At 46.0% G+C, this 26622-nt stretch carries 17 protein-coding genes; 7 read left to right on the top strand and 10 right to left on the bottom strand.

The window, feature by feature from the left end; genetic code table 11:
* On the bottom strand, positions 1 to 1199 hold a 1199-nt coding region (locus QZZ36_RS03640; protein ID WP_295076874.1), incomplete at its 3' end, for a glycoside hydrolase family 11 protein.
* Between the two features lie 620 nt (positions 1200 to 1819).
* Between QZZ36_RS03640 and QZZ36_RS03635 the strand changes: the two genes are divergently transcribed.
* The 3 genes from QZZ36_RS03635 (at position 1820) to QZZ36_RS03625 (ending at position 5992) form a co-directional block, all read left to right on the top strand.
* A complete protein-coding gene (locus tag QZZ36_RS03635) occupies positions 1820 to 3595 on the top strand; it encodes a BspA family leucine-rich repeat surface protein (RefSeq protein ID WP_295076871.1) in 1776 nt (591 codons plus the stop codon).
* A 133-nt stretch (positions 3596 to 3728) separates the two neighbouring features.
* Positions 3729 to 4097, top strand: a complete 369-nt coding sequence (locus QZZ36_RS03630; protein ID WP_295076868.1) for a hypothetical protein — start codon at positions 3729 to 3731, stop codon at positions 4095 to 4097.
* A 149-nt stretch (positions 4098 to 4246) separates the two neighbouring features.
* The gene (locus QZZ36_RS03625; RefSeq protein ID WP_295076865.1) at positions 4247 to 5992 is read left to right on the top strand and encodes a dockerin type I repeat-containing protein; all 1746 of its coding nucleotides are present in this window, start codon (positions 4247 to 4249) and stop codon (positions 5990 to 5992) included.
* A 50-nt stretch (positions 5993 to 6042) separates the two neighbouring features.
* On the opposite strand, the gene QZZ36_RS03620 is transcribed toward QZZ36_RS03625, so the two are convergent.
* Positions 6043 to 7026: an SGNH/GDSL hydrolase family protein gene (locus QZZ36_RS03620; protein WP_295076862.1), complete on the bottom strand. Its 984-nt coding sequence runs from the start codon at positions 7024 to 7026 to the stop codon at positions 6043 to 6045.
* Positions 7027 to 7470: 444 nt separating this feature from the next.
* Between QZZ36_RS03620 and QZZ36_RS03615 the strand changes: the two genes are divergently transcribed.
* Positions 7471 to 10200 (top strand): CotH kinase family protein, encoded by a 2730-nt coding sequence (locus QZZ36_RS03615; protein WP_295076860.1) that lies wholly within the window; start codon positions 7471 to 7473, stop codon positions 10198 to 10200.
* Between the two features lie 7 nt (positions 10201 to 10207).
* Positions 10208 to 10804 carry a pseudouridine synthase gene (locus QZZ36_RS03610; RefSeq protein ID WP_295076857.1) on the top strand — a complete coding sequence of 199 codons (597 nt, stop codon included), beginning with the start codon at positions 10208 to 10210 and terminating at the stop codon, positions 10802 to 10804.
* A 55-nt stretch (positions 10805 to 10859) separates the two neighbouring features.
* Here the strand turns inward: QZZ36_RS03610 and QZZ36_RS03605 are convergent, their stop codons facing one another.
* From QZZ36_RS03605 to QZZ36_RS03585, 5 genes are all read right to left on the bottom strand, one after another.
* Positions 10860 to 13454: an ATP-binding protein gene (locus QZZ36_RS03605; protein WP_295076854.1), complete on the bottom strand. Its 2595-nt coding sequence runs from the start codon at positions 13452 to 13454 to the stop codon at positions 10860 to 10862.
* A gap of 11 nt (positions 13455 to 13465) precedes the next feature.
* Entirely contained in the window at positions 13466 to 14176 is a 711-nt protein-coding gene (locus tag QZZ36_RS03600; protein ID WP_295076851.1) for a response regulator transcription factor, read from the bottom strand.
* 317 nt (positions 14177 to 14493) lie between these two features.
* Complete coding sequence (locus QZZ36_RS03595; protein ID WP_295076848.1) at positions 14494 to 15825, bottom strand: FMN-binding protein; 1332 nt, start codon at positions 15823 to 15825, stop codon at positions 14494 to 14496.
* 66 nt (positions 15826 to 15891) lie between these two features.
* A complete protein-coding gene (locus tag QZZ36_RS03590) occupies positions 15892 to 17322 on the bottom strand; it encodes an NPXTG-anchored protein (RefSeq protein WP_295076845.1) in 1431 nt (476 codons plus the stop codon).
* Positions 17323 to 17551: 229 nt separating this feature from the next.
* Positions 17552 to 21196, bottom strand: coding sequence for a dockerin type I repeat-containing protein (locus QZZ36_RS03585; RefSeq protein WP_295076842.1), 3645 nt, complete (start codon positions 21194 to 21196; stop codon positions 17552 to 17554).
* Positions 21197 to 21580: 384 nt separating this feature from the next.
* Between QZZ36_RS03585 and QZZ36_RS03580 the strand changes: the two genes are divergently transcribed.
* Both QZZ36_RS03580 and QZZ36_RS03575 read left to right on the top strand, forming a co-directional pair.
* Complete coding sequence (locus QZZ36_RS03580) at positions 21581 to 22132, top strand: sigma-70 family RNA polymerase sigma factor (RefSeq protein WP_295076839.1); 552 nt, start codon at positions 21581 to 21583, stop codon at positions 22130 to 22132.
* Positions 22129 to 23121, top strand: a complete 993-nt coding sequence (locus QZZ36_RS03575; RefSeq protein ID WP_295076836.1) for a hypothetical protein — start codon at positions 22129 to 22131, stop codon at positions 23119 to 23121. The genes QZZ36_RS03580 and QZZ36_RS03575 overlap by 4 nt, the downstream gene beginning before the upstream one ends.
* A 53-nt stretch (positions 23122 to 23174) precedes the next feature.
* Here the strand turns inward: QZZ36_RS03575 and QZZ36_RS03570 are convergent, their stop codons facing one another.
* The 3 genes from QZZ36_RS03570 to QZZ36_RS03560 all read right to left on the bottom strand — a co-directional run bounded on the left by QZZ36_RS03570 (position 23175) and on the right by QZZ36_RS03560 (position 26612).
* Positions 23175 to 24518, bottom strand: coding sequence for an FMN-binding protein (locus QZZ36_RS03570; RefSeq protein WP_295076833.1), 1344 nt, complete (start codon positions 24516 to 24518; stop codon positions 23175 to 23177).
* Positions 24519 to 24701: 183 nt separating this feature from the next.
* Positions 24702 to 26195, bottom strand: coding sequence for a hemoblobin-interacting domain-containing protein (locus QZZ36_RS03565; protein ID WP_295076830.1), 1494 nt, complete (start codon positions 26193 to 26195; stop codon positions 24702 to 24704).
* A gap of 12 nt (positions 26196 to 26207) precedes the next feature.
* Complete coding sequence (locus tag QZZ36_RS03560) at positions 26208 to 26612, bottom strand: flavodoxin (protein ID WP_295076827.1); 405 nt, start codon at positions 26610 to 26612, stop codon at positions 26208 to 26210.
* Between the last annotated feature and the right edge of the window lie 10 nt (positions 26613 to 26622).

The following is a 26622-nucleotide window of genomic DNA, read 5'->3' as shown; positions in this document are numbered from 1 at the left end:
TTCCAGTCATTATTCTGCTGCTGACCGTTGTTCCAGTTGTTCCAGTCGTTATTCTGCTGCTGACCGTTATTCCAGTTGTTCCAGTCGTTATTCTGCTGCTGACCGTTATTCCAGTTGTTCCAGTCGTTATTCTGCTGACCGTTGTTCCAGTTATTCCAGTCGTTGTTCTGCTGACCGTTATTCCAGTTGTTCCAGTCATTATTCTGCTGACCGTTGTTCCAGTTGTTCCAGTCATTGTTCTGCTGACCGTTGTTCCAGTTGTTCCAGTCATTGTTCTGCTGACCGTTATTCCAGTTGTTCCAGTCATTATTCTGCTGACCGTTATTCCAGTTGTTCCAGTCATTATTCTGCTGCTGACCGTTGTTCCAGTTATTCCAGTCATTGTTCTGCTGCTGACCGTTGTTCCAGTTATTCCAGTCATTGTTCTGCTGCTGACCCTGATTCCAGTCATTATTCGCAGCTCCGCCGCCTGAACCGCCTGTGCTTACGGTTACGCTCTTTACATTTGCGGAACCGTTGGATCTGTAACCCTCGATATTCAGGGATACCTCATAAAGTGTACCGGACATATCAAGTCCTGCCTGTGACCATGCGTCAAAATGCTTGGATACGTCGATAGTACCCTTCATGTAGTTCGTCTGATTATTTGCTGATCCGCTTGTCTGGCGAACGCTCCAGTACTGCGGGAATGTTGCTGTTCCGTCAAGTGACGGCTGATTGTATCTCATCGACTTGCGGATATCGTATGTATTTCCGTTGAGGGAAACTGTCCCCTTGTTCTCTCCGTCATTTCCGGGTGGTCTCCAGTCGCCCCAGCCTTCAACTATATAATACTCCACAAGCGGGTTCCTCGTCCATCCGTATACGCACATATACGAATTTCCTCTTGGTGTGTACTCTACATCATATGTAAGTACTATGTCTCCTAACTGCTTGTAGTTCTGCTTTTGACTGTCGTAGTTCTTGCCCATTCGCGCAAGGAAGTTCTCGATATTGCTCCATGAACAGGTAAAACTGCCTGCTCCCGGATTCATCGATACCTGTCCCTGTCCGTTCTGGTTCCACATCTCGTAGTCATATCCGCCTATATTGCCTCTGTCCTGCTGGTCTGCAGCTGAAGCAACTACAGGGATACTTGACGCGAGCATCATTGCGGATACTGTACCACCGATGATCTTTCTGATTCCTTTCAGCTTCACTTAAATCACTCCTCTGAAAAAAATAGTGTTCTGGTCTTGATGTTCTTTTGTTGATAAAGTTAATCCCCCGATGCGAGCTCGTATATCTGTATATAAATTGTAATATATTACCAATAGTTAAAACAAGCCATTTTTTGTGGTCGGCGCACTGCCTGACCAAAAATTGCGGTTTTATACTTTGCGTATTTGGCTATAAACAGCCAAAATCAACGCATCACCTTGAATTACGCTCAATAAATGCACAGTGGGCAAGCACAATAAATCATCACATTATTTTTACAAATATATCATCATTTTACCATTTTCAGAGTGCTGAAGTTTCTGAAATCTCCGCTTCATACAACAAAAAATGCAACAGATATAACATCTGCTGCATTTGCGATAGTTCTGTTTTTTATCATTAAAAAGTCGGTCAGATATGCCATAAGGATAAATTGTGCAATCTGCGACTTGTTTTCTTGGTCAAAATGTGATAAAATATATAGCGTTGTATTTATTAAAAGCCTTAATTAATATTCGCGCAGTTCCTTTTTCGTGCGGAGCTGCGTTACCTGAACAGGATTCAGGGCAATAGCCGCCTGACTGCGGCTATTGAGCGCATACTGATACGGAGGATAAAAATGAAAAGAAAAACCGCAGTATTACTGTCTGCAGCTGCTGCCATCACAGCCTGTGCCGCCATTTCAGCGTACAGCGCCGATGCTCACGCAAACAATAATTTTATCGCTGAAGCAGCTGCCGATACGGTATCCTTTGACTCTTCAAACGGCGTCCTCACCCTGAGAGGCGAGGTGGACCGCGACGAATTCGCAAAAGAAGTGAATCCGCCCGATGTTAAAGCTGTAAAAGCCGAAGCAGGCACTGTTCTCCCTGAATACTCAGCGGGACTGTTCACTATGATGAGCAGCTGCACAAGCTTCGACCTGAAAAACGCAGATACCTCAGGCGTGCATAATATGTCAGGTATGTTCAACGGCTGCTCAGCCGTTAAAACTCTTGACCTCAGCGGCTGGGACACAGGCGCCGTAACCGAAATGGCAAGTATGTTTTCAAACTGCACTTCCCTTGAAAGCGTTGGTATTAGCAGCTTTGACACCTCAAACGTAGTCCATATGACAGCTATGTTCATGTTCTGCCCTGAACTGAAAACCGCCGACGTCAGCGGTTTTGACACAAGAAAAACAGAGTCATTCGCCGATATGTTCTGCGGATGCAGAAAGCTTCGCAGGATAGATACCTCGGATTTCCGTACATACAGGGCAAAAAATGTTCAGGCAATGTTCTCGGACTGCGAAAGGCTTGTCTCTCTCGACCTCAGCGGCTTCGATATCGCGGAACTCCCGGCAGAAAGCAAGCTGGCGCTTTTCAGCGGCGCAAATGACCTAAGATCATTGAAGCTCGGAAGCAGCTTCGGAGACATAACCGAGGATATGAACCTTGTTAACAGCGGAAACGGCTGGGCAGGCGCTGACGCTCCCGGTACAAGGATAAGCGGCAGCAATGCATATGCCGTAATTCCCGGAAGCGGCAAGATCAGCTCCTACCAGCATACCGGAATGAAAAACAACTGTATTTCCGGCGCAAGTCTTATCCTCGACGGCACAATAGGCCTCAATTATTATGTCAGCTTTGCAGCCGGCATTACCGAGGAGCAGAAAAAAAACGCATATATCATATTTGAGGGCAGCTGCTCCGAGAACGGGAAAAAGATAAACCTGACAGGAAACAGCGCAGCCTGCCATGTAGCTGCAAAAAACACCGGCGACCCAATAAAGGCTTCACTGTACATTGACGGTGAGACCTATGATATCAAGTCCCTCTCCGTAAAGGACTACGCAGGCATAATCCTTTCAAAGCCGGAAATATACCCTAAGGAACAGGAGCTTGTAAAGGCTCTCCTCACCTACTGCGGAAGTGCGCAGAAGCTTTTCGGATATGACGCTCCGTATGTTAATGAGGGTATATCCTTTACCGGAGCTGCCTTCGATTACAGGAGCAGCTTCATTCCTCCCGATCCTATAAGCGGACTTTCATACTACGGCTCTTCTCTGCTTCTCAAGTCGGAAACGACTCAGAGACACTATTTCAGCCTCACAGGCGGAAAGATCACGGATTATACATTCACGGTCAGCGGCATTCCCGCTGTTCCGGTGCAGTACGATGATTCAAACTATTACTACATCGACCGACCGAATATAAACGCTGCCTCACTCGGCGACGCCGCTACGATAACAGTTACAAAGGGCAGCGAGAAAATGTCGTTCAGGTACAGTCCCATGGACTATGTAAGCACAGTTCTCGCCGAAGACAGTATCCAGTCGGCAGAACTGAAAAATACGGCTGCCGCGCTGTTCTGGTACAGCAAAGCCGCACTGAAATATGCAGGCAGGATCTAAAGAGACGGATATGAAAAACACATGAACGCTGAAATGTATATGACAGTGAGGATGTCATAACAAAAAATATCATCCCGCAAGAGGATAATACTATTATAGCGTAAACAATAAAATCAGGATAAAGGAGAAAAGTATGAAAAGAATAAGTATCGCCGCAGTCCTTGTCTGCACGTTAATGCTTGCAGGCTGCACAATCGAAACTACAGGCACAGGTCCAGGCGCACCCAACGGTAAGTACACATCACAGTCCTCAGGTCAGAAATCTGACGGAAAGAATTACGAAACGCCAAATACTGAAGCGGCTGCACCTTCTGAAGAGAATACCCCCGCCCCGACTGAGGCTGCTGCCGAGACTTCGGAGCCCACAGCCGAACAGACTCAGACAGTTACCGAAAACTCATACGACAGCGGACAGGACAGTCCCACGGAAGCGCCTGCCACCGAGGAAAAGACAGACGCTACCCACGAGGCTATAGAACTCCCTGTGATACCTATAGATTAAATCTGTAAAAGCCGTAAGGAAAGCTTTCCTGCGGCTTTTTTCATGTCTGACGTGAATTAACAGATTGTTTACATTTAAAAGCCGCACATTTTCAGCTCCTGATACGTTATACTTAGTATATTATAAAGCATTTAAAGGGAGGTTTTTTCATGAAATTCATCAGTAAGATCATTTCACTTGCAGCCGCGACGGCTGTCATGTCAGCAGCAGCAACTCCTGCAATGAATGTTTCAGCCGTTCAGAGTGAAAAAATTCACACTGAAAGCATTGTATCCGAAGAGGAAGCTCCTGCCGGTACCGTATCAGAAACTGCTGTGCTGCCGTCATGGGTGCCTTCGGACTTTGTTGAAGCAATGGAATTCGATTCTGTTTACGGCAGGACACATATAGAGGACGGCTTTATCTGCCTTGTGCGGAAAATGCAGGGAGATGAGGCTGAATACTCGTCAGCCTGCGCCGGTAACTGCAGCCTGTCAGCAGATTCACTGACAAAGCATGAGCCTGTTTCAAGCAGTATTTACCATTTCACAATGCCGGAAAAGCCTGACCGGAGCGATGAAGAGGCTTACAGCGAATACCTCAGGCAGATGGATATATTAGGTCTGAACAGCAGTGTAGACTATGACCTCAAACCGGATATTTTCTATGGCGTTGAGGTATATCAGATACCGGATAATTATTATATCGGCGTCAACTGGATCAGAACACCAGAAAACGGACCTGAAGAGCTCACAGGTGATTTCCTGTTCACTTCCGATGAAAACGGCGTTATCACTGAAGAAGACATCTACGGCTGGCTGCCGGATTCTGTCCCGGAGTTCAGGGCGTATACAGAAAAATACGGAGATGTCTCGGTACAGGGCAAATATATAGTATTCTGCAAGGACATAGCTTATTCCGCAGGCTACGACCTGTCCGTGAACTGCCTTGGAGCTGCCGATATCAGCAGATACCTCAAAAATACGATAACCCAGCCCTCACTCATCGAAAATGACGGAGGCAGCATTCCTACCGTGATACTGTATACCATGGCAACGCCCGGACTGGCAAAGGTCGAGTTCTGCTGCACCAGATTCTTTGACAATAATCTTAAAGAAAGTACGGTAAAACGGTTCAGGACGGACAGCTCCGGCAAAAATCTCACTATGCTGGCTGATGACGAATCAACAAAGGTAAAAGGCGACTGCAACGGCGACGGCGTCTTCTGTCTTTCCGATGTGGTCACACTGCAGAAATGGCTCATCGGCAAGGTAGCGGATGTAGATATTCTGAACGCAGACGTTAACGAGGACGGAGCGGTAAACAGCTTTGACCTTGTCAGGATAAGAAAAATGATGCTTGACAATACCGACCCTCTGACTCAGTTTATCGGAGAGCCAAAGCCGATTATGGCGCTTATCTCCAACAACAACGCATGGGGACGTACTCAGGATATAACCGTTTTTGACGAGAACGGCAATTCGTACAATATGATCTACGCAGGTCTGAGAGCAGGCGATGCGCCCAATACATACAGCGAACTGTTCAATTTCACAGATTCATGGTACGAGGACATTGTCAAGCTGATGAATGACAGGAATGCTGTAAAAGATAGTATGACGGACGTAAACACCATCAGGGCAAGAGTTCTGTCCGAAAATATAACGAAATACATGGATCTGGAATTCAGCAAAAGAATGGGCGGAATGCATGACGCTCCCATTATTTCGCTGTATATCTTCGGCAAGGATAAGGACGGCAGCAACACATACAAAAAAATACTCAGCTACTGCGGAGAAGAGGCTTGGCTCGAATGCGATGATACAAAAGCTTTTATCAGGTGTCTGGCAGCAGAAGGGAAATTCATCTATCCTGAGGAAATAATTGCGCTCCTCAATGATGATGACAGGAAATAAAATTACAAAAGGCGGACAAAATGTCCGCCTTTATCTTTACCTGTTAAGTATCATCTCTTCTTTTTCACAACAATACCTGCGACAGAAATGAAAGCAAGCGCAAGTGATCCGGCTATGCCCATGCCTACCGCCTTTCTGCCCTCAGCTGTAAGCCCTTCGGCGACGCGTTCCGTTGTTATATAACTGAAGCCCACCGTTCGCAGGGCTGCGTCAACGTCCGCAGCTATGACTTCGTGACCTTTCGCATTCGGGTGGATATCGTAACTGCTGATATTTGTAAGCTCCCCCGCTCTGCCCCTGAAATCTGCCGCTACGTCTATGACCTTGTAGCCGAGAGCGGAGTTTTCGGAGATTATACGGTTGAGCCTGCCTATTTTTTCATCTGAAAAATCAGTGACAATGCTGAATTTAGTGAAATACTCAAGCGGGTCATAAAGAGTCTGTATAAAAACCGTTCCCTCAGTCTTTTTCAGCAGTTCCTCGGCAATGGTCCTGATATTCGTTTCAAACCTGTCAAGGGCACTGTCAACATCGCCGCCTATGCTCAGCAGTGAACCGGCAGCACTGAAAAAGTTGAAATTCCCTGAATCAAACGAACCCTTTTCCGTGATCCCCATATTATTTAAAAGCTCAAGCATTATATCCAGCAGGTCGTTTCCGCCTATTGACACAACGACTGCGTCGCTGTCCGCAAGATCGCTGTCAAGCTCTCCGCTTTGCAGCTGCCCGATCAAATCATAGGAAGTATAGCCGGATACCGCTTTGTTTACCATTGTATGTCCGCATTCGCTGCCTATCTCCGCTTCATACCTCTCTCTGAGGATATTTGCATAGGAACGGCAGTTATAATTGTCCGAAGAGGTATAGCCCTCAAGGCCGAAGCCCGCTGCTATCGAATCGCCGAGAAACAGCATTTTCGGCGGCACCTCCGTTTTATGTACGACCTCCCTTTCGGGTATCTCGGTCATCGAACACGCAGAAAGTCCAAGCATCAGTGAAGCAGCACAGAACGCCGCTATCTTCCTGATCATCATAAAAGTTCACATCCTTGAAGTGATATCATACAAAAATATACGCAATTTTTTATTACTATATTCTATCATTTTTCAGCTGTGATGTCAATATATCCCCTTTTTTCTTGACGTATGAGGACTTTGTGATAAATCTGCACAAAAAAAAGTGATTTTTTGCACTATTTCCGCAATTTTTAAGTTGATAACGCTGTTATTATATGATATAATATGCATAAAGTGAAATGCACGGGGAACTATGGCAGAGCCGGGGAACACGGTCAGGCGGACATATATCAGCGTCCGCACAAGGCATGATCCTGTTTTTTCGGCAACGCCACGTCACTAAGGCTGCCTGAGCTGTATAAAAATAAAAATGCAGGGCAACCCTGGTACGCACTTCAGACTTCACGGAAACAGGCACATTTATTCTGTGAAAATGAAAAAAATTTAATACAGGAGGAAAACATGAAAAAACATTTCAGACGCAAAGCTGCTGTGGGAATACTATGCCTCGGCATGATAATGCAGAATACTGCATATTTCCCGGCAAATGCGGAAAGCGGTAAAGGCGTGACAGTGAATGAGGTCTGTGCCAAGAACACAACCTTTCAGGCAGAGGACGGAAACTTCTACGACTGGATAGAGCTTTACAACAGCAGCACGGAGGACGCCGACATTTCCGGCTGGGGACTGTCAGACAGCGAAAAGAAGCCCTATCTCTATGTGTTCCCTGAGGGAACTTCCATCAAATCAGGCGAAAGGCTCGTGGTTTTCTGCGACAGCGACGCTGCTCTCACCAACCCTGAGATAGCACCTTTCGGCATATCAACATCCGGCGAGACTATCCTGCTCACAGATGCAAACGGCAATACCGCAAATACCCTTGCTTTTGAATCACTCGCTGAGGATACTTCCTGCGGACAGTATCCCGACGGCAGCGGTGAGCTCTATACCATCAGCTGTACTCCCGGCGCGGCAAACACAGCTCCGGAAGGCTCCGCGGCTGTTCGTCAGCCTGTTTTTTCACAGGACAGCGGTTTCTACGATAACAGCTTCTCCCTTACCATCACAGCTGAGGAGGGCTGCACTGTATACTATACTACCGACGGAAGCGATCCTACAACGGAATCGGAAGTATACTCCGGACCTATAACCGTTGAAGATATGTCGGATACCCAGAACCGTCTCAGCGCACGTACCGATATCGTTCCCGGAAATGCCGCGGCTCCGCGCAGCAGCGTCGACAAGGCAGCTGTCATACGCGCTGTCTCCGTTGACAGCGAGGGACGCATCAGCGAACCTGTTACAAAGACCTATCTCATAGGTACTACTAACTCAGGCTATTACAAGCAGATGAAAGTGGTTTCCCTCGTTACCGATCCGGATAATCTCTTCGGCTACGAAAACGGAATATACTGCCTCGGTGAGAATTACGGCGGCAAAAAAGAGGAAGACAAGCCCAAGGAAGAGGAGCACCCCAAGGAAGATGAGCGTCCCAAGGAAGACCAGCCAAAAGAAGAAGAAAAGCCAAAGGAAGAAAACGGTCCCGAACAGGGAAAAGAACCCGGCGCTCCAAGGGAAGACCGCAAAAGAGCCGGCAATGTCTGGGAGATACCCGCAAACTACTTAATGCGCGGAAGAGACTGGGAACGCCCCGCAAGCTTCACATTGTTTGACAACGGCGAAAAAGTTCTGGAACAGAACGTCGGTATCCGTATCAAGGGCAACTACTCAAGAAGTCTCCCGCAGAAGAGCTTTACCGTATATACACGTCAGGACTACGGCACCGCCGAGTTCAGCTATGATCTCTTCTCAGGCACGGCTGTAAAGGCAAAAAACGGCAAGGCAATAAAGAAATACGACGGTCTCGTTCTCCGCAACGGCGGAAATGACAATACCTACGCTTTCTTCCGCGACAGCATAAACCAGAGCCTTATCACAGACAGAGCCTTCGCACATCAGGCTACTACCGAGTGCATTGTCTTTATCGACGGCGAGTTCTGGGGTATTTATCAGATGATGGAAAAGATCGACAAGAGCTATGTCAGCGAACACTACGGCGTAAAGAAAAGCTCTGTCGCAATGATAAAAAACGGAGAGCTTGAGGAAGGTTCAGAAGAGGACCTCAGCGACTGGAACAACCTCTGCAAAGGCGTTGCCGACGGCAGCATATCATATGAAGAATTCTGCAGCAAGGTCGATGTACAGGGCTATATGGACTACTTCGCCGCACAGATATACTGGGCTAACGCGGACTGGCCGCAGCGCAACTGGACCGTATGGCGCTCTAATGAAGATGACGAGTCGAATCCCTACGCTGATGGTAAATGGAGGATTATCCTCTTCGATACCGAATCGGGTCAGGGACTTTACGGCAGCAACGACAAGTCATTCTCCGCAGACTGCTACAGACGTATAAGCTCCACAAACAGCAGCTTCGGAAAAATGTTCACTGCTCTTCTCGGCAATGATGAGTTCAGAAAAAATTACGCAAGAACAATGATGGATCTTGCAAACTATAACTTCGCTACCGACAGAACAACAGAAGTTATCAACAGATACAAGAACGGCTTCAGACAGCAGGTGCTGGATACCTTTGCCCGTTTCCAGTCTAACAGCCTGTCAGGCAGTAACGGAGAAAAGTGCTTTGACGGCGCGATCTCAACTGTGCTGAACTTCTATAACAAGCGCTACTCATACGCTGAAAGCACTACAAGATCCGCGGCAAAGCTCTCCTCAGCACCTTATAAGCTCACTGTTTCAAATCATTCATATAACGGAGGTATCCTGCTCAATACCCTCGATCTCGGCAAGACAGACGGATGGAGCGGAAATTACCATTCGGATTATGATATCACCTTAACTGCTGTTCCGGAGGAAGGACGCACTTTCTCACACTGGATCGTGAACGGCGCAGCTATCACCAGCGGCGATAAGGATTCAGCTTCCATAAGCATAAAGCTGGAGTCGAACGCAACCGTTGTGGCTGTATATACCACAGATGTCCGCGGTGACGCAAATGCCGACGGTCAGTTCAATGTGGTCGATCTGGTCCTCCTCCAGAAATGGCTGACTGCTGACAGAAGCACCGAGCTCTCAGACTGGCAGTCTGCTGATATGTGCAACGACGGTGTTATCGATGTATACGACCTGATTGCCATGAGAAGAGAACTTCTAAACCAGAATAAGGACTGAAATATATTTGCTTTACTATATGCTGAATAAACCTCAGGGCTGTGTGACCGCAAGATCTGACGCGGTACACAGGACTGTTATGGACTGCTTTCCCTGCGAGATCGCAGAACGGCTGCACACGGTGGGACGGCTCGACAAGGACACCTGTGGACTGCTGATACTGACCGATGACGGTGACCTTGACATGAGAATAATGCAGCCGGAAAAGCATATCAGCAAAACTTATTTCTTCTATGCTGTCGGGCGCGTTGATGAGAAAAGGATCAGTCAGCTTGAAAACGGCATAAAAATGGCCGGATTCACAACTAAAAAGGCTGTGTTCCGGCTTGTGAAGGAGTACCGTTTGTGTGAACTTGAGAAGTTCATGCCCGCCTGTCGCCGCGAACGCTATATGAAAAATCCGGAGGGATCGGCTTTTGCGGCAACACTTACCCTGTTCGAGGGAAAAAAACATGAGATAAAACGTATGCTTGAAGCTGTCGGCTGCAGGATATTCTACCTGCGCCGCGACAGTATAGGTTCACTCATGCTCGATACCTCGCTCAGACCGGGCGAATACCGTATACTGACAGATGATGAAGTCAGACAGCTGAAAGATGAATAAAAACAGGGACTTTAAAGTCCCTGTTTTTTTATATTATCTTTCTTTCCTACACTTTTTACTGTCTGATGAGCGGCAGCTTCACATGGGCTGTGAACATATCTCCGTCTATGATAATTTCAAAGGTACCGCCGCAGGCTTCAGTAAAGCTCTTGGCTATCGACAGTCCGAGGCCGTTGCCCTCTGTTGTACGTGATCTGTCTCCCCGTGTGAAACGCTCTGTTATCTCTTCGGGAGTAAAGTCCATCTCCTCTGCTGAAATGTTCTTAACTGCTATATTCGTGTATCCGGCATTGTTTTCGAGCGCAACATATATCCTTGTGCCTGCCATGGAATACTTCAGTGCATTGTCGATAAGGTTCTGGAGTACACGGTAGAGTTTCTTCCCGTCTGCCATTATAGGAGCTGTCTGTGCCTTTATATCCGTGCGCACTTCCATGCCGGACTGCGATATCCGGTCAGCCATGTCCCCTATCACCTGCTGTGTGAGTATGACAGCGTCTATCTGTTCACTGTTCACATCTGTATGGCTTGTCGCCTTTGCAAGATCAAAGAGGTCTGCGACCATTACCTTCAGTCTCTCTGACTTCTGACTTATCACCGAAACGTAGTCCTTTGCAGCAGGGCTCATTTCCTCTGCCGAAAGCAGGTCTATATAGCTTATTATGGAAGTGAGCGGCGTTTTCAGATCATGGGATACATTGGTAACGAGCTCCACCTTCATGCGCTCCGACTGCACCTGCCTGTCAACCGCGCTGCGTATACCGTCGGATATGTTGTTGAGGTTGTTTGTCATGCCGTATGCCGGCGACTTTTCAGGTACTGTACGCGGCGAATAGTCTCCGCCGTTCATGGCGGATATCTGCTTTGCAATGCCTGCTATCTCCTCATGGTCACGCAAGCTCAGAACAAGGTATACCGCAAGTATCAGGATAGATAATAATATGAACATTCCATATTGACTGTCAGGTACAGTACCTACGAATACGATCGCACCGATTATCAAAGCTGCAGCTGTGCGGATAATGAATCTGCGCAGGAACAGGTCTTTTCTGAGAGCGTCACGCTCGATATGTCTCACGCTGCGCTTTTTCAGTATGTCCTTGATTCGTGAAGCTGTCCTTTTAAAGTATCTCCACAGAAATGCGCATATGCGCCCTGTAAGGGAGGTCTTCAGCAAGCTGCGGCATTTAAGACGTGTTACAAGAGTTATGAGACTTCCGAGCCCTATCGCGTAACATACTGTTATCATACTGCCTGCGATAATTCCGCCCATGTCAATACCTGAATAATAATCATTAAGTGACGCTCTTATCTCTTCGATACCGCCGCAGAACATCGCAAATACTCCCACACATGAGGCTATTATCATCGCTAAGGGTATCTCCGCGATTATATTATCAGGCGCTGAGAGTACGAACTTCTTTTTTTCTGCGCTGTAGCCGCAGCAGAACAGCAGGACAAGTCCTATGACAGCGCCTGCTATGCCAAGAGCCGCAAGAGGTATCGCTTTATGCACCGAATCCGCCTCGACCTTGCTGCGGTGCTCATGATAGCCTTCATATTCAGCTATGAGCTCATCAGACGGCTTTATGTATATAGTAATATCGCTGTTGTCGCCGTCGAATTCCTTAAAAGAATCCTTGCTGACCTTATACCAGCTTCCGCTGTCAGCGTCATAGAACATATATGCTTCCGTATCTGTGACTTCTGCTATATCGCCTTCATAGACAGGGCGGCTTTCTGCGGCGGCAGATGTTACGGAGGTCAATGCTGTAACAGTCACCTCTGAAGTTGTCTGAGCAGTTGCTGCGCTGCCGGAATCAGTCGTTGTCTGAGTACTTACCGCGGCATATTCCGAGGTGCTTTCTGTCACCGTTGGAGCTATTACGGTGGTTGGCTCCGTAACAGGTCCTGTGCTGTATTCGGGATTGAAGGCTTCATAAGCCTCCTGATCCGCCGGAACAAATTCTTCGCCGGATTTTCTCAGTTCATCGGGAACGGGAGTTGTTCCGTCGGTCTTGTAGTATACGACTGCGCCGTTCCTGTCCCTGTAGCTGTCAAGTCCCGTGGTATCAAAATCGTAAAGTACAACCGTGCTTTTCGGGAGAGAACCGTACATTCTGTAGAAGATCATGCCGTAGTTTGTGGTATACCAGTATTTATCGGTGTTATAATGCCAGTTGAGGCCGGCAGTGTCATAATCGTCAATGCCTTTGTCATACTGTATGGAATATGCGCCGGCAAGCTCCTCTTTTGATTTGCCGGTATTCGTCCGCACGTTATCTCCGCAGGAGAGATAGTATTCAAAGCCGAGGGGATTGTTTATGACAGGTGTTCCGCTGCTGTCAGCGATACCAAGTGAGCGGAGAGCCTGCTTTACCGATTCCTCACGGTATTTATTGCAGGTATATACGTTGCTGCTGTTGGTATTACGCAGGTAGATATTGCCGACAGCCCACAGCTGATCGAACAGCTTTATCATCTCATTTGTGTAGCCGAAGCTCGATATCACGTCGTTGCGTTCATTGCGTTCCTCGACCTCGCTCATATTCTTATTCACTAAAAATATAAACTGTATCAGGGACGCTCCCACAAGTACACACGATATAATGAACGCGATGATACGGGATGCGCGTTTTTTCAAGATCATTCAGATCACTCCTATTGTTTCTCCATTTTGTACCCTATTCCCCATACTACCTTCAGATAGCGGGGGTCGCTGGGGTTTATCTCTATTTTTTCTCTTATATGCCGGATATGTACCATTACGGTATTTTCGACCGAATAGGACTCGTCGTTCCACACACGGGAGTATATCTCCTCTGCGGAGAATATCCGCCCTGCATTCAGCATGAGAAGCTCCGTTATCTTATACTCGGTCGCTGTGAGCTTTACAGGAGAGCCGTCAACGTAAAACTGCTTTCCGTCACGGTCAAGGGAAAGCCCTCCCAGCCGCAGTACATTGTCCTTTTTTATGCCGTCAGCCGCGCCGAGGCTGAGATACCGTCTCAGATTTGACTGGACACGTGCCACCAGCTCCATCGGGTTATACGGCTTTGTTATATAATCGTCGGCTCCCATGGATAGTCCGAGTATCTTATCGCTGTCCTCAGACTTTGCAGAGAGTACGATTATCGGTATATTCCTTGTGGCGCGTATCTTCATCATTGCGGAAAGACCGTCAAGCTTAGGCATCATCACATCAATGAGTATGAGCTGTATGTCGTTCTGCATGAGCGAATCTATGGCTTCGAGACCGTTGTACGCTTTATATATTGTATACCCCTCCCTGGAGAGCAGCGCCGCTATTGCGTTAACGATATCGTGGTCATCATCCACCACAAGTATAGAAGAATTTTCAATATTAATCATGACAGGATCCTTTCACTGGTAAAGCGTTATGTTACTATTTTACCGCTGTACCTTTCTTCTGTCAATATTATATCTGCCGAATCTTATTATTAAACTGATATAATTCTTATGATTTTCTTAATATTTATAAAATTTCAGAAACAAATAACACTCCAGTTCCATATTTTTTATGCTCTGACTGTAAAAAGCCCCACATATATGCGGGGCTTTTACGACCGGAAACAGCTTTATGGATACTGATCCGGTATACTGTTTAACGCTCATATACGACCTGAGCGCTGTTTTATGAGCTATGATGTCATAGAAGTTCAGCACTGTCACTGAGCAGAAGCTGCCTGCTCCAGAGCATTCCTTGCAGCTTCGATAATACCCTTGGAACTGTATGTCGCTCCCGAACAGGCATCTATTCCGTCTGCACTGAGGCTGCTTTTTATCTGCGGAATGACCTTTGCCATTGCGTCACCGAAGTAATCGGGATCGTCATCATCTGAATATGCGGAAAAATCAGTTACTGTATCGTTTTCAATAGTTATCGAAACACGGACCTTTCCCGAATATCCTTCTCCTGTGCCTTCAAAAGTTCCGTTTCTGAACCTGAAGCTCTGCTGCGGAGCTGCTTCTGGCTCGCTGCTCTCCTGCTGGTCGCTGACGTTTTCTTCTTCGGTGTTCGGCTGAGTTATTCCTTCAGCCGCAGCTTCCGTGGTTTTTACAGTGCTGACAGCGGTAGTTACAGAGGTCACGGCTGCACTGGCAGAGGTGGTCTTTCCTGCGGAAGTCGTTGAAGCTGATGTGGTCACGGCAGTGGTCTGAGCGTTTTCCGGAGCTTCATAGGTGAGTTCTGAGGATGTGCTGACAAGCTTGGGTTCGTTTTTTACATTTCTTGAAACTATTCCGCTCAGGCACAGGGGAATGATAAAAGCACAGGCAGAAACTGCGTTCGGGATGAGCTTTGCAGCTTTCTCATTCCTTGAAAGATATGCCTTCCTGAGCCTGAGGACCGCATATCCGGTAAACACTGCACTGTATGCAAGGACGCTGAGGAAATATCCCTCTCTGCCCTTCTGAGCTTTCGGTACAAAAAGCACCATTATATGTATGTAGATCATGCCATAGAAAATGTAGGCAAGACGCTGTATCTTCTTCCAGGTTTTGGCATTCATCCTGCTGCGTACAGCCTTGAAGGACATAACCGTCAGCGGCAGCATTATCAGTGTCATCGCAAGAGACAGGATACAGGTGATGACAAAGTCTCTGAAAGCGTTTCCGCTGCCTGTTCTTCCGTTTATAAGGTTTTGGATATACTGCATACCAAATGTCACGATATGAGCAAGTGTAAGAACAGCCGCGGTTATTGAAAGCTCTCCTCGTATGGGCATGAGCTTCTTTATTGCAGCCGAACCGTTCGGCAGGGCTCCTGCCCACATTACTACCGCCCAGAATGCCGTTCCGAGAGCGCCCCGTGAGAATATCCCTATAATATAATCCCTGACAAATCTGCTTGATACTGTAATGTCCGATTTTGTAACAACGACAGAAGCAACTGTTAGTACAGCTGCCGTGATATAAAATACCGCAGGATGTTTTTTCATTGGCTTGTCAAGGCAGAAAGCGACAATGATCGCTATAAAAAGTGAAATCAAAAATAACATATTAATTACCTCTTATCATTGTTTTACCCATGCAGCTTTGCATCTGCATGGGTAAAAATATCAGAATTATTGGTCGTTTTTCTTTCTGAATAAAAACGCTGCCGCTCCTGCAAAAGCAAGTATCACTGCAGGCAGAGCCGTGCCCCTGACGCCTGTTCTGGGGCTGTTTGAAGCCGTTGTTGTTGCCTTGGCTGTAGTTGTTACCTTTACGGTAGTCGTAGTATTCTGCGCCTCGTATGTGGCCTCAAAGCTGTAGGGGTTATTATAGCCTGTTGAGTTCAGAGTGATATTATAAGTGCCATTGCTCTCAAATACCCTTGCATCACTTACAGTTACGTCAAAGTCAATAGAACCGTCTTCCTTGAAAAGCTTTATAGCTCTGCTGCCTGTAGCTCTGTAAGAGGTGCCGTTTATCTCGACAGTCGCAAGATTATTCATGAAGTTTGCCTTGTCGTCATCTGTAAATCCGTCGGCTGTTGTCAGCTTGCCGCCCGCAAACTTAACAGGTATATCGTCGGTGGAGAGAATGAACTGAGCCGTCATGGGAGCATACTTGCCTGTCTCATCTTCAACATTAACATTGTATTTTCCCGGCTTTGCGTCTGTATAGCTGACCTCTGTTTCAGAAACTGTGAGTCCCTCGTCTGCACTGATGACCTTCCTGTAATCCTCAGGGAAACCTGTCAGCGAAAGGGCTGTACTTCCTGTACCTGCCGGAGCGTCATCAGCCTTGACTTCACCCGCAAATCTGATAGGAAGATACTGCTCGCCTACATTGACGGTCGTATAACCGTCAAGCGTGATAAAGGTCACGGAAGTTACAGTCTTACCCATAGAGCTTGCATAATCTTCATAGCTCACATGATTTCCGTGATATTCCACGGTCTTTATTCCTGCCGACCATGCATAGGAACCGTTTCTCCAGATGTTTTCAAGATGGCGCATAGCATAATGATCGTTTTCCTTTGTATTTACTATTACGCCGTACAGAACGGTATTCTCAGGATATCCCGCTACCTTGATCTGATAGTCTCCGTAATAGCTGTTTGTGGAAACAGTTGCGGAACCGTCAATGGTCTGCTCACCATTGGTATCAACCAGCTTTGAAACGCTGAGTGAACCGTCAGTAACAGATACTTCCTTATACGCAGCCGGCTTGCTGTCAAGCTGTGTGAATCCGTACTTTTCCTTGAGAATATCAACATCTGCCGAAGATACTTCTACAGGGAAATTTACACCGAGGATAGTTCCGCTGCCGTTGTTGTATGTACCTTCAACGATCTCTCCCTTGCCGTTCATGCCCCACTTGCCCTTTGTGGTCGCGGACGAAACCGCGTCAACTTCGTATGCGTCTCCGATCTCTGCCTTGTAGAAATCAGCATATGGTATATTCATCGTACCGTATACCTTCTCTTCAGCGGCAGAGGCTGAAAACGGAACAGCAGTAAGCGCAATTGAACAGACCGCTGCACTGATGATTGAATTGATCCTTTTCATGTAAAATACTCCTTTTGTTGTAGAATAAAATAACAGATTGTATTTAAAAGAATTACTAATACATATTATATTTTACAACAAAACGGCAATATGTGTCAATGTAAGTTTTCAATAACATCAATATTTGAAATATATCAAATTTTAGTTAAACATTGCAAGTCTTAGGAGCTGAGACACTCCCGCAGAAAAAAGCAGCCATTGCTGGCTGCTTTTTATATTCATTACATATTCAGAAAACCGCATCGACAGTCAAGCCGTTGGCAACTGAAATATCAATTCCATAACGTGTTACATTATCAAGTGTCAGGGACTTGAATTCTTCCGCGGTTACATAGATCACCAGTCGCTTGGGTTCTGTCATGTACTCATATCTGATGTTCTGCTTATCAAGCTGTTTTATGGCTTCATCAGATATGTAACTGAAATATGCCTTTTCGGCTTCCTCATAAGCTTTACGGTTATTATTCATTAATTCGTTGATATCAGCTCTGAGTTTTTCCTCAAGGAATTCTCCGTCAACGATGTACTTTGAAAGGAGCTCTTCACCAAAGTATTCAACTCTTTCTTCGTACCACTCTTTTGTTCGCTTTGTGCCGTCAGGCATTCCTGTTGTATATATGGTTTCTCCGTATTGAAGCTGATTGCCATACATTTGCAGTTCTTTGAGCTTGATTGCATACTCGCTGTAATCAGCTCTTGCATATTCGGCTAAAGCCTGGCCGTTATATTTAAAACCGTATTCGGGACTTGATGTCATTTTGAAGCTAATAGGGAGCACTTCATCGGTCGGCTTGCGAAGCTTCTCGTACAGATTTGACATCACTTCCTTGCCGTTCCACTTTACATAAGGAGAATCATAGAACATGATATCATTATCTGAAGCTGTTTCATAAGCCAATTGTGCAGCTTCTATGCCATTATTGCTGATTCCTGTTCCGTTTTCACCGACATAGAAGTACATTGTCTGATGCATACCTACAAAATCACTTGAAGCATTAAGCGGATTTTCACCCTCTGCTTTCCATCCGAACCTGAATGTTATACATCCTGTGCTGCCTGCCTCATAGTCTGAGAAATCTACCCTGGCATATTTGTGATAATAGGCAGTGTAGTCGCCCTCTTTGCCTGTGATATCAAGCGACTTCATATCGTCCTTTGAAATAGTCTTTGTATACTCGCTTCTTTCACCGTTTATGAGAAGTCTTTCGTCGTCGATCTTCTTATTGTTTTGAGATGCAAAGATACTGTATTCGGGATTTCCTGCGGAATCATAATTCGGGTAGCCTCCTTTAGAATACATATCTCCCATTAACACATCGACCTTGAGAATTTCGCCATTAGCGCAGAATGAATTGCAGTTCAGCACAAGTTTCTGTGTTGTTGATGGTGCACTGCTTACGCCTTCATTTCCGATAAGATATTCGGCGTTGTCAATGCTTTTATCATTGTCAGTTTTGCCCAACTCCCATACCAAACTGCTAAAGCCCTCGCTTTCTTCATATGGCATTTCATACCACTTGCGGTCTTCGCCATGAATGAATCGTCCCGAATCATATAAAGTGACAGTATCACCGTTTTCATAAACAAGCCTTATGATCCACAACATTCCATTCAGCTGTCCCGGATCTTCTACGGAAAGCTCCGTTGACAGGCTAAGGTTTGACAGGTAATCTACAACAGCCTGAGCATTTTTATCTTTGAAAGAGTAATCATAGCCTTCAGGGAGAGACGATACCTGAACACCTGTGACATTGGCTTTATCTATTCCGAGAAGAACAGCTGAATTAGCCTTTGGAGAGAATTTCTCCCCGTCTTTAACTTTGATTCCAATAAAATTATCCGAATCCTCTTCAATATATATCAGCTCGTTTCCTACGATACTGAAACAGTTGACGCGCTTTCTCGACATTATGTCATCTTCATGAGTCAGAATAACTTTGTTTCCTGATACTTCCCATGTTCCACCGCCGAGATAGCTGCTCAGATATCCCGGTGAATATAAAAACGTACCGTCTTCTTTAAAATCTATACTACAGTCTCCGCCGAAGCCTTCTTTTTCATATACAAAGGTCTTTCCTGCTATAACTGAATTATCGGTGCTCGTGGTGGACTCTGGCTTTTTTAACGAAGCGGTAAATCGGTGTCCGACCTGAGTTACATATATTTTGCCAAGGTCGATGAAAACATCACCGCTTACACCAACTGCCTGTATCTCTGTACTGAAGCCTTTGGTATAGTCCAGCTCATCGGGAGTCCAGAATATGTAGCCGCTGTTGCCGGCATCATATGTTTTGCCCACATTCTCAATAGGACCGCTGCCTGCTTTGATATCCCATGTTGAAAAATGACCGTCAGCAGCTTTCAGTGTAACAGGATAATCCTTGGAGTTGACCTCAAGAAGTATGCCTATTCCCGACCAGTTGCTCATTGCAGGATCATAGTCGGTCTTTATCGTTATGATATCATTGAGCTTTGAATTAATTTCACTGCTTTCGTCAAAAAGTCCCAGCAACTTCATCTGTATCGCCTGTGCGTCGCCTACTGTAATACCGTCACCGTTCATATCACCGTTCATTCTGCCAAGTTTAGTTAGATAGTTGAATTCCGTGTTGAATTCTCCGTACTTATTTGGATTTGCAAGAGCCTGCATTATAAGCACAGCGTCTGCCATATCCACCTGACCGTCGCAGTTGGTATCGCCTTTCAGAAATTCAGTTTTTTCTGAGATAACGGAAACATTTTTCACGTTACCAATCACCAGAATGGGAACGAGGTTAAACATACCGCCCTCATATGTGATTTCGAGGCTCATGCCTACTGTGGGTTTTATATTGCCTTTAATCTGTCCATTGTACAGTAAGTATCTTTCATAACAGTTTGAAACAGACTGCAATAGTAGTGAGTTTTCGTTTATATCGAGAACTGTTGCCTTTATAGTACCTGCTGTTACTTCTTCATCATCAACGACCTTTACCTCAAAGCTTACGTTATCCGCGTCAATGACCTCTACTTTATAAGTTCCAGCCTTATCACTGCGGAAATCAGAAAAGAGGAGAACTTTTGCAGGCTTTGGAGTAGTGGAATCATGGGCAAAAGCAATATCGGGATATGTATAGACAACAGGCTCTTCATCAGCTTTTGTGACTTCTATTTCCAGACCTTTAAGATCTATCATTTCGCCGGTCTTGTATTCCACCTTATCGGGGAGCTGGACTATTCTGTATCCAGGCTCTTTATTGACATCGCTTTCGGCGTCCTTCTTTGCAAGCGGAACGACAATATCACCCTTGTACATTGCGAACGTATAGATATCGCCCACGTTGCAGTCAAAGGGATCAACTCCAAGCGAAGAACCGAAGGCATTGTAGCCATAGGTGTAGATCCTTCCGTTTTCGTCGGTATAGTCAACGCTCCAGTGTCCAGAGCCGTCATAGTTCTTGTTTGTGAATGTCAGCTCCTTCTTCTCCATAAGGTCGTTACAATTGCCGACTTTATCAAGCTTTGTACCCTCGTCAAGCTGATAGTAGTAAGCCATTGCATATACCGGATCATCAGGTGCAGACTTTACCCTCGTCATTTCTACATCGCCGTCAGCGACAAATACATCTCCGTAGGAAATATCAGCCGGCGCGTTGTCCCATACTACCTTTTCAGCCGAATACGCATACTCAGATTCAGCTTTGAAATATCTGAGCTGTGTAGCTCCTCTGTATGTACCGACTGCGACAAAGAAATTCTCAGCTTCAAATTTTGTCTCCTCTGCAGCTGCACGATAACTCTCCGCGGTCACTGCCGCCGAGACAGCTGTACATAACGGAAGCGCATTTACAGCAAGTACCGAAGCAGCAATAACAGCCACTATTCTTTTCTTCATAATATCAACTCCTTTTTAGTTAAAAAGCTATACTGGATAGAAGCTGCATTTGCGCTTTTCTTACTTTCATTATAGCAATAAAACTAAAAAAGTCAATATCTTTGTCCTAAAAAGCAGTTTTTTGTCCTGAATCGCAGATTTTTCATTTAATCTAATATAATAATATTTAATTTATAATGCTTTTTTCATTCGGGTATTCAATGGTTCATGCATGATTCTGTTTGTCTCTCCGGGGGCATCACTCTCAGGGCTGCATTGTTTTTTGCGCAATATTGATGTTTATTCAAATTCATGCTATAATTATAATACTTTTTTTATTCTGACCGTGATGCTGAGACGCTGTTTTTCGTCTATAATGGTGAAGGGGCATCGAGGAGGTGCGCTATGGAAGATCTTCATATCATAGAGCTTTACTGGCAGAGAAATGAGTCTGCAATAACGGAAAGCCAGACTAAATACGACGGATATTGCAGTACAATTGCGAATAATATACTACATTCACCAGAAGACACGGAGGAATGCGTCAATGATACATGGCTTCGAGCCTGGAATACAATGCCCCCTGAAAAGCCGAACCGATTATCCGTGTTCTTTGGAAAGATCACACGCAACCTTGCTATAGACAAATACCGGAAAGACAGAACGCAAAAGTATGGCGGCGGACAGATCGCCCTGTGCCTTGACGAACTGGAAGAATGTATCGGAGAGGAGCATCCCATCGAAGACAGGATCGCATTTCAGGAACTGATATACAAGTTTCTGAGTGAGCTTCCTGAAAAAAACAGGGATATTTTCCTCCTGCGATACTGGTACATGATGTCTATAGCCGAAATTGCAAGCAGAAATCACATTACGGAAGGTTCGGTCAGAATGATACTTCAGCGCGTAAGAGACAAGCTGAAAAAGTATTTGGAAAAGGAAGGTGCAGGTGTATGAAAAACATAGATATTCTTCTTGATTCAATCGGAGACGCCGGTGAAAAGTTTGTACCGGAGCTCTCCGGAAAAAAGAAAAAAATCAGTATATCCAGATCGGTTTCATTCGGCGGTGTGTGCGCAGCTGCAATTGTCTGTGCTGTTATCCTGCCGATAATAAAGCATTCCGGAACACATATCAACAAAAGCGCAAGCATAGCAGCTAACCAGGAGGATAATGCAGTCAATAACCCTGATAATGGTTTGCATATCCCTGCAATTAAATTGCCGGAACCGTCTGAATCCGCTAACATGGATATGATCGGACTTGTTGTGTATCAAGGACGCATTTACACTCAGTCAGAGTTTTATGATGGTGATGAAGCCCGGAAGATACTGCCTCTTTTGGGTGAACATCTCGGAACTGCAAAGGGTAATTTAGACGAATGGTCTTCTCAGGATGATTACGCATCGGAATTTGCATCATCAGTTGCAGGAGAGGTCTATTCAGTGAACGGATATGACACAGATTTCCGTATTTGCACATATGCAGAGACAGAGGACGAAAATCATAATAAAAATGACTGGGTTCTTTTCCTTGATTGCCTGAATGATATCACTCTGAAAAATGGTTCAGAGCTTTTTGAAGACAGGCTTCATGTCAGAGAAAGAACAGATACGATACAATTCCAGACTCACAGCGACTGGGACAAAGGCTTGAATAATATTCAGACTGCAGATATTGAACCCGATATATGGAATGAGTTCGTGGATCAGGTAGATAACGGCGAGTTCATATATACATGGGAGCCCGGTTTAAAAGGAAATAATACGATATATGACACCCCAAATCAGGCTCACATTGTATTGTCCATGAATGACGGAACTGTAGTCAGACTTCGTCTGATAGACGGTGGTTATGTCGGATATGATGCAATGGCATGGTACTTTGTGAAAATACCTGAAGACATATTCAATACTGTGTATGATATTTGCGGCGGAACGCACTGATCCTGAATCAAACAGTTCCTGCCATTCAGCTTATTTGATCTGCACGTCTTATATCAGTTCATCGCCTGTTCAAGTGCTTTCCGTGCCGCTTCGATGATACCGTTGGAGCTGTATGTAGCGCCTGAGCAGGCGTCAATGTTTTCGGCGCTGACCTTTGCTCCTATCTGAGGGATAACTGTATTCATTGCATCACTAAAATACTCAGGATCATCTTCGTCAGCCCATGCGGAAATGCTGGTAACAGAGTCGTTTTCAATTGACAGCTTAACGTGTACCTTTCCTGCATAGCCTTCGGATTCACCCTCATATTCTCCGTTGCGGTATTTGAAGCTTGGCTGAGGTTCAGCCGCAGGAATTTCCTCATGCTGCTCCTGTCCGGGCTCGTTATTATCGGACCGTTCTTCCTGTGCTTCGTCATTGACTGATGATGTTTTTTCATCATTTTCATTTGAAGTTACAGGCTCCGCAGATGTAGTTACTGATGCTGTACCCGCAGCTGCTGTGGTCTCAGAAGTCTTTTTGATGTCCTTTCCGGTAGTCACAGCGGCTTCAGTAGCAGCTGCAGTTCCGGGAGAAAATGTAAATGTTGCTGCGTTATTTTCAGTAACAACTGCCATATCTGCAGAACCTGTACCACTGTTATGAGCAAAAAATCCTGCAAGAGCTACAGGCAGAACAAATGCGCAGGCGCATACAGTGTTGGGAACAAGCTTCTTTTCAGGCTTTTTAGCTGCAATGTAATACTTTCTGACACGCATTACAGCATATCCGGCGAAAACAGCGCTGTATACAATGATACTGAGGAAGTATCCCTCCCTGCCCTTCTGAGCCTTAGGGATAAACAGTACAAGGATATGGATATAGACAAGAGCATAAAAAATATAAGCAAAGCGCTGTATCTTCTTCCATGTTCCGGGGTTCATCTTCCTGCGTATCTTCTTGAACGACATGACAGTCAGCGGCGTCATAATTAGCACCATCGCAATACATATGACACTTGTAAGAACAAAGTCCGGACCTGTTCTGCCCTTGATGAGATTTGATATATACGTCATACCGTATGTGATGATATGTGAAAACGTAAGTATAGCCGCAGTTATTGACAGCTCACCGCGTACCGGCATCAGCTTCTTTATGGGAGAAGAACCGTTCGGCAGAGCTCCTGCCCACATAACGACCGCCCAGAATGCAGTTCCGAGAGCACCTCTGGCGAATATACCGAGAACATAGTCGCAGACAAATCTGCTTGATACATTCACATCTGACTGTGTTACAACGACAGAAACAGCTGTGAGTACAGCTGCCGTGATATAAAATGCCCCAGGACATTTCTTCAGCGGCTTGCCAAGCAAAAATGCGACTATAAGCGCAATAGCAAGTGAAATAAGAAATAGCATAAAATTACCTCTTTGCAGTATTTGACCTCCGCAGCATAAGCACATTGCTTATATAGAATTTTTATGTGAACTATTGAGGAAGAACCCTTTTGAAAAAGGGTTCCTCCGATATTTCCGTATAAAGTTTCTATATTTGTATTGTGCTTTAACCGCAGAGGTCATTTTTATAGAATGGAGAGTTTATCAGGATCTCTTTTTTCTTAACGCAAATGCAGATGCACCTGCAAGCGCAAGGAACGCAACAGGCAGTGCAATGCCGTCTGTGCCTGTATTCGGGCTGTTGGAGCTTGTAGTCGTTTTTGCTGCTGTAGTAGTTGTCTTAGTTGTTGTAGTCGTATTTGAAGATGTTGATGCAGTAGTAGTTTCAGCAGCCTGCTCGTTTATCTCAAACTCATAATTCTTCTCATAGCCTGTTGATTCGACCGTGAGCTTGTATTTGCCTGAGCCGTCGAATACATTTTCTTCACCCGACTTTGCATCAAGCTTGATCTCGCCAGTCTGCGAGTCGATGATCGTTGCTCCGCGTCTGCCTGCGGCGTATCTTTTATCGCCAACAGTTACCGCTGAGATATTTTTCAGATAGTTTGCGGCGTCAGTCAGGGAAGCTCCGTCAGCTGCCACAAGCTTGCCGTCGGAATACTTTACAGGAATAGCGTCAGTTGTCAGCGCAAAGCTTCCTCTTACACCGGAGTATTTACCGCCCTCGTCCGAAACAGTGAGTGTGTAATTTCCGGGCTGAGCGTTGTTGTAACTTACCGTATTTCCCGATACGGTAAAGCCGTCAGCGACCTCGCCCTTTGCCTTGTAATCTGACGGAAATGCTGAATTGTCAAATGTTACAGAGCCCTTGCCCGACTTGCCGTTTTCAACACTGATGCTGTCGGCAAACTTTAAGGGGAGATATCCGTTCTGTCCCGAAAGTGTACTGTAACCGTTGAGTGTAATGAATGTTACGTCAGTGATAGTCTGTCCCTGAGAGGTCTTGTAGTGCTCCGATGAAAGAACATTACCGTGAGGTTCTTTCTCCTTGACACCTGCGCCCCATGATATAGCGCCGTTTCGCCATATGTTTTCAAGAGCGCGCATACCGTAGTCAGTGCCCTCCTTGGTCTTTACGATAACGCCGTAAATATCGCAGTTTGCGGGTATGCCCTTAACATTTATCTGATAGTCACCCCAGCTTGAAAGGCTTGATACTGTCATCTCACCGCTGAGTGCTTCCTCGCCGTCGGTATCTACCAGCTTGCCGAAGGCCGCCTTTCCGCTTTCAACTGTAACAGGCTTATATGCCTTCGGCTTCTCTGAAAGCTCCGTAAATCCCATTTTATCACCGAGGGCGTCAAGATCAGCCTTGGAAATCTCAACAGGATAGGTAACGCCGAGTATTTTTCCGCCGCCGTTTTCAGTCTCGGTATTGAAGGTGCCTGCGGCAAGTCCGCCGTTCTGCCATTTTCCGTCCTCGCCCATGCTGCCTGTGTTGTTGCCCTTCCACTTGTTTGTAGTTGCGGAGGAAACCGCGTCTACGGGAACGCTGTTGTTAAGCTCTGCTGCGTAGAAATCAGCATAAGGGATATTCATGGTGCCGTATACCTTGTCGCCGTCAGCTGCAGCAGCTGAGAACGGAGCCGCTGCCGTCATGCAGGCTGCGGCGCATAAAAAAGCTGTGATCTTCTTCATTGCCCTGTCTCCTTATGCAAGCTGTGAAGCAAGCTCTTTAAGCTTTGCAAGGTCATCGTCAGAAGCAGCTTCGTTTACGATAAAGCCCTCCTCGCCGATAAGCTCTGCTCCTGCTGCCTTTGTGCGATCGTACCAGTTGCGCATCCATTCACCGTCGCCCCAGCCGTATGAGCCGAAGAGAAGCACCTTTTTTCCGCTGAGCGAAGCCTCGATGTCTGTGAAGAAGGGCTCAAACTCGTCCTCCTCAAGAACCTCCGCTCCCATTGCGGGGCAGCCGAAGGCAAATGCGTCATAGTCCGCAGCGCTGCCCTTGAACTCCGATACCGTGAAGAGCTCTGCATTCGCACCCTCAGCTGCTGCCTTTGCCATAGCCTCGGTATTGCCGGTGCCGCTCCAATAAATTACTGCTGTTTTCATAAAAGTCCTC

It is taken from the genome of Ruminococcus sp. (assembly GCF_016287535.1).
Classification (GTDB): Bacteria; Bacillota; Clostridia; order Oscillospirales; family Ruminococcaceae; genus Ruminococcus.
Note: the sequence above shows the minus strand (reverse complement) of the source record. Positions and strands in the feature narration are given on the sequence as shown.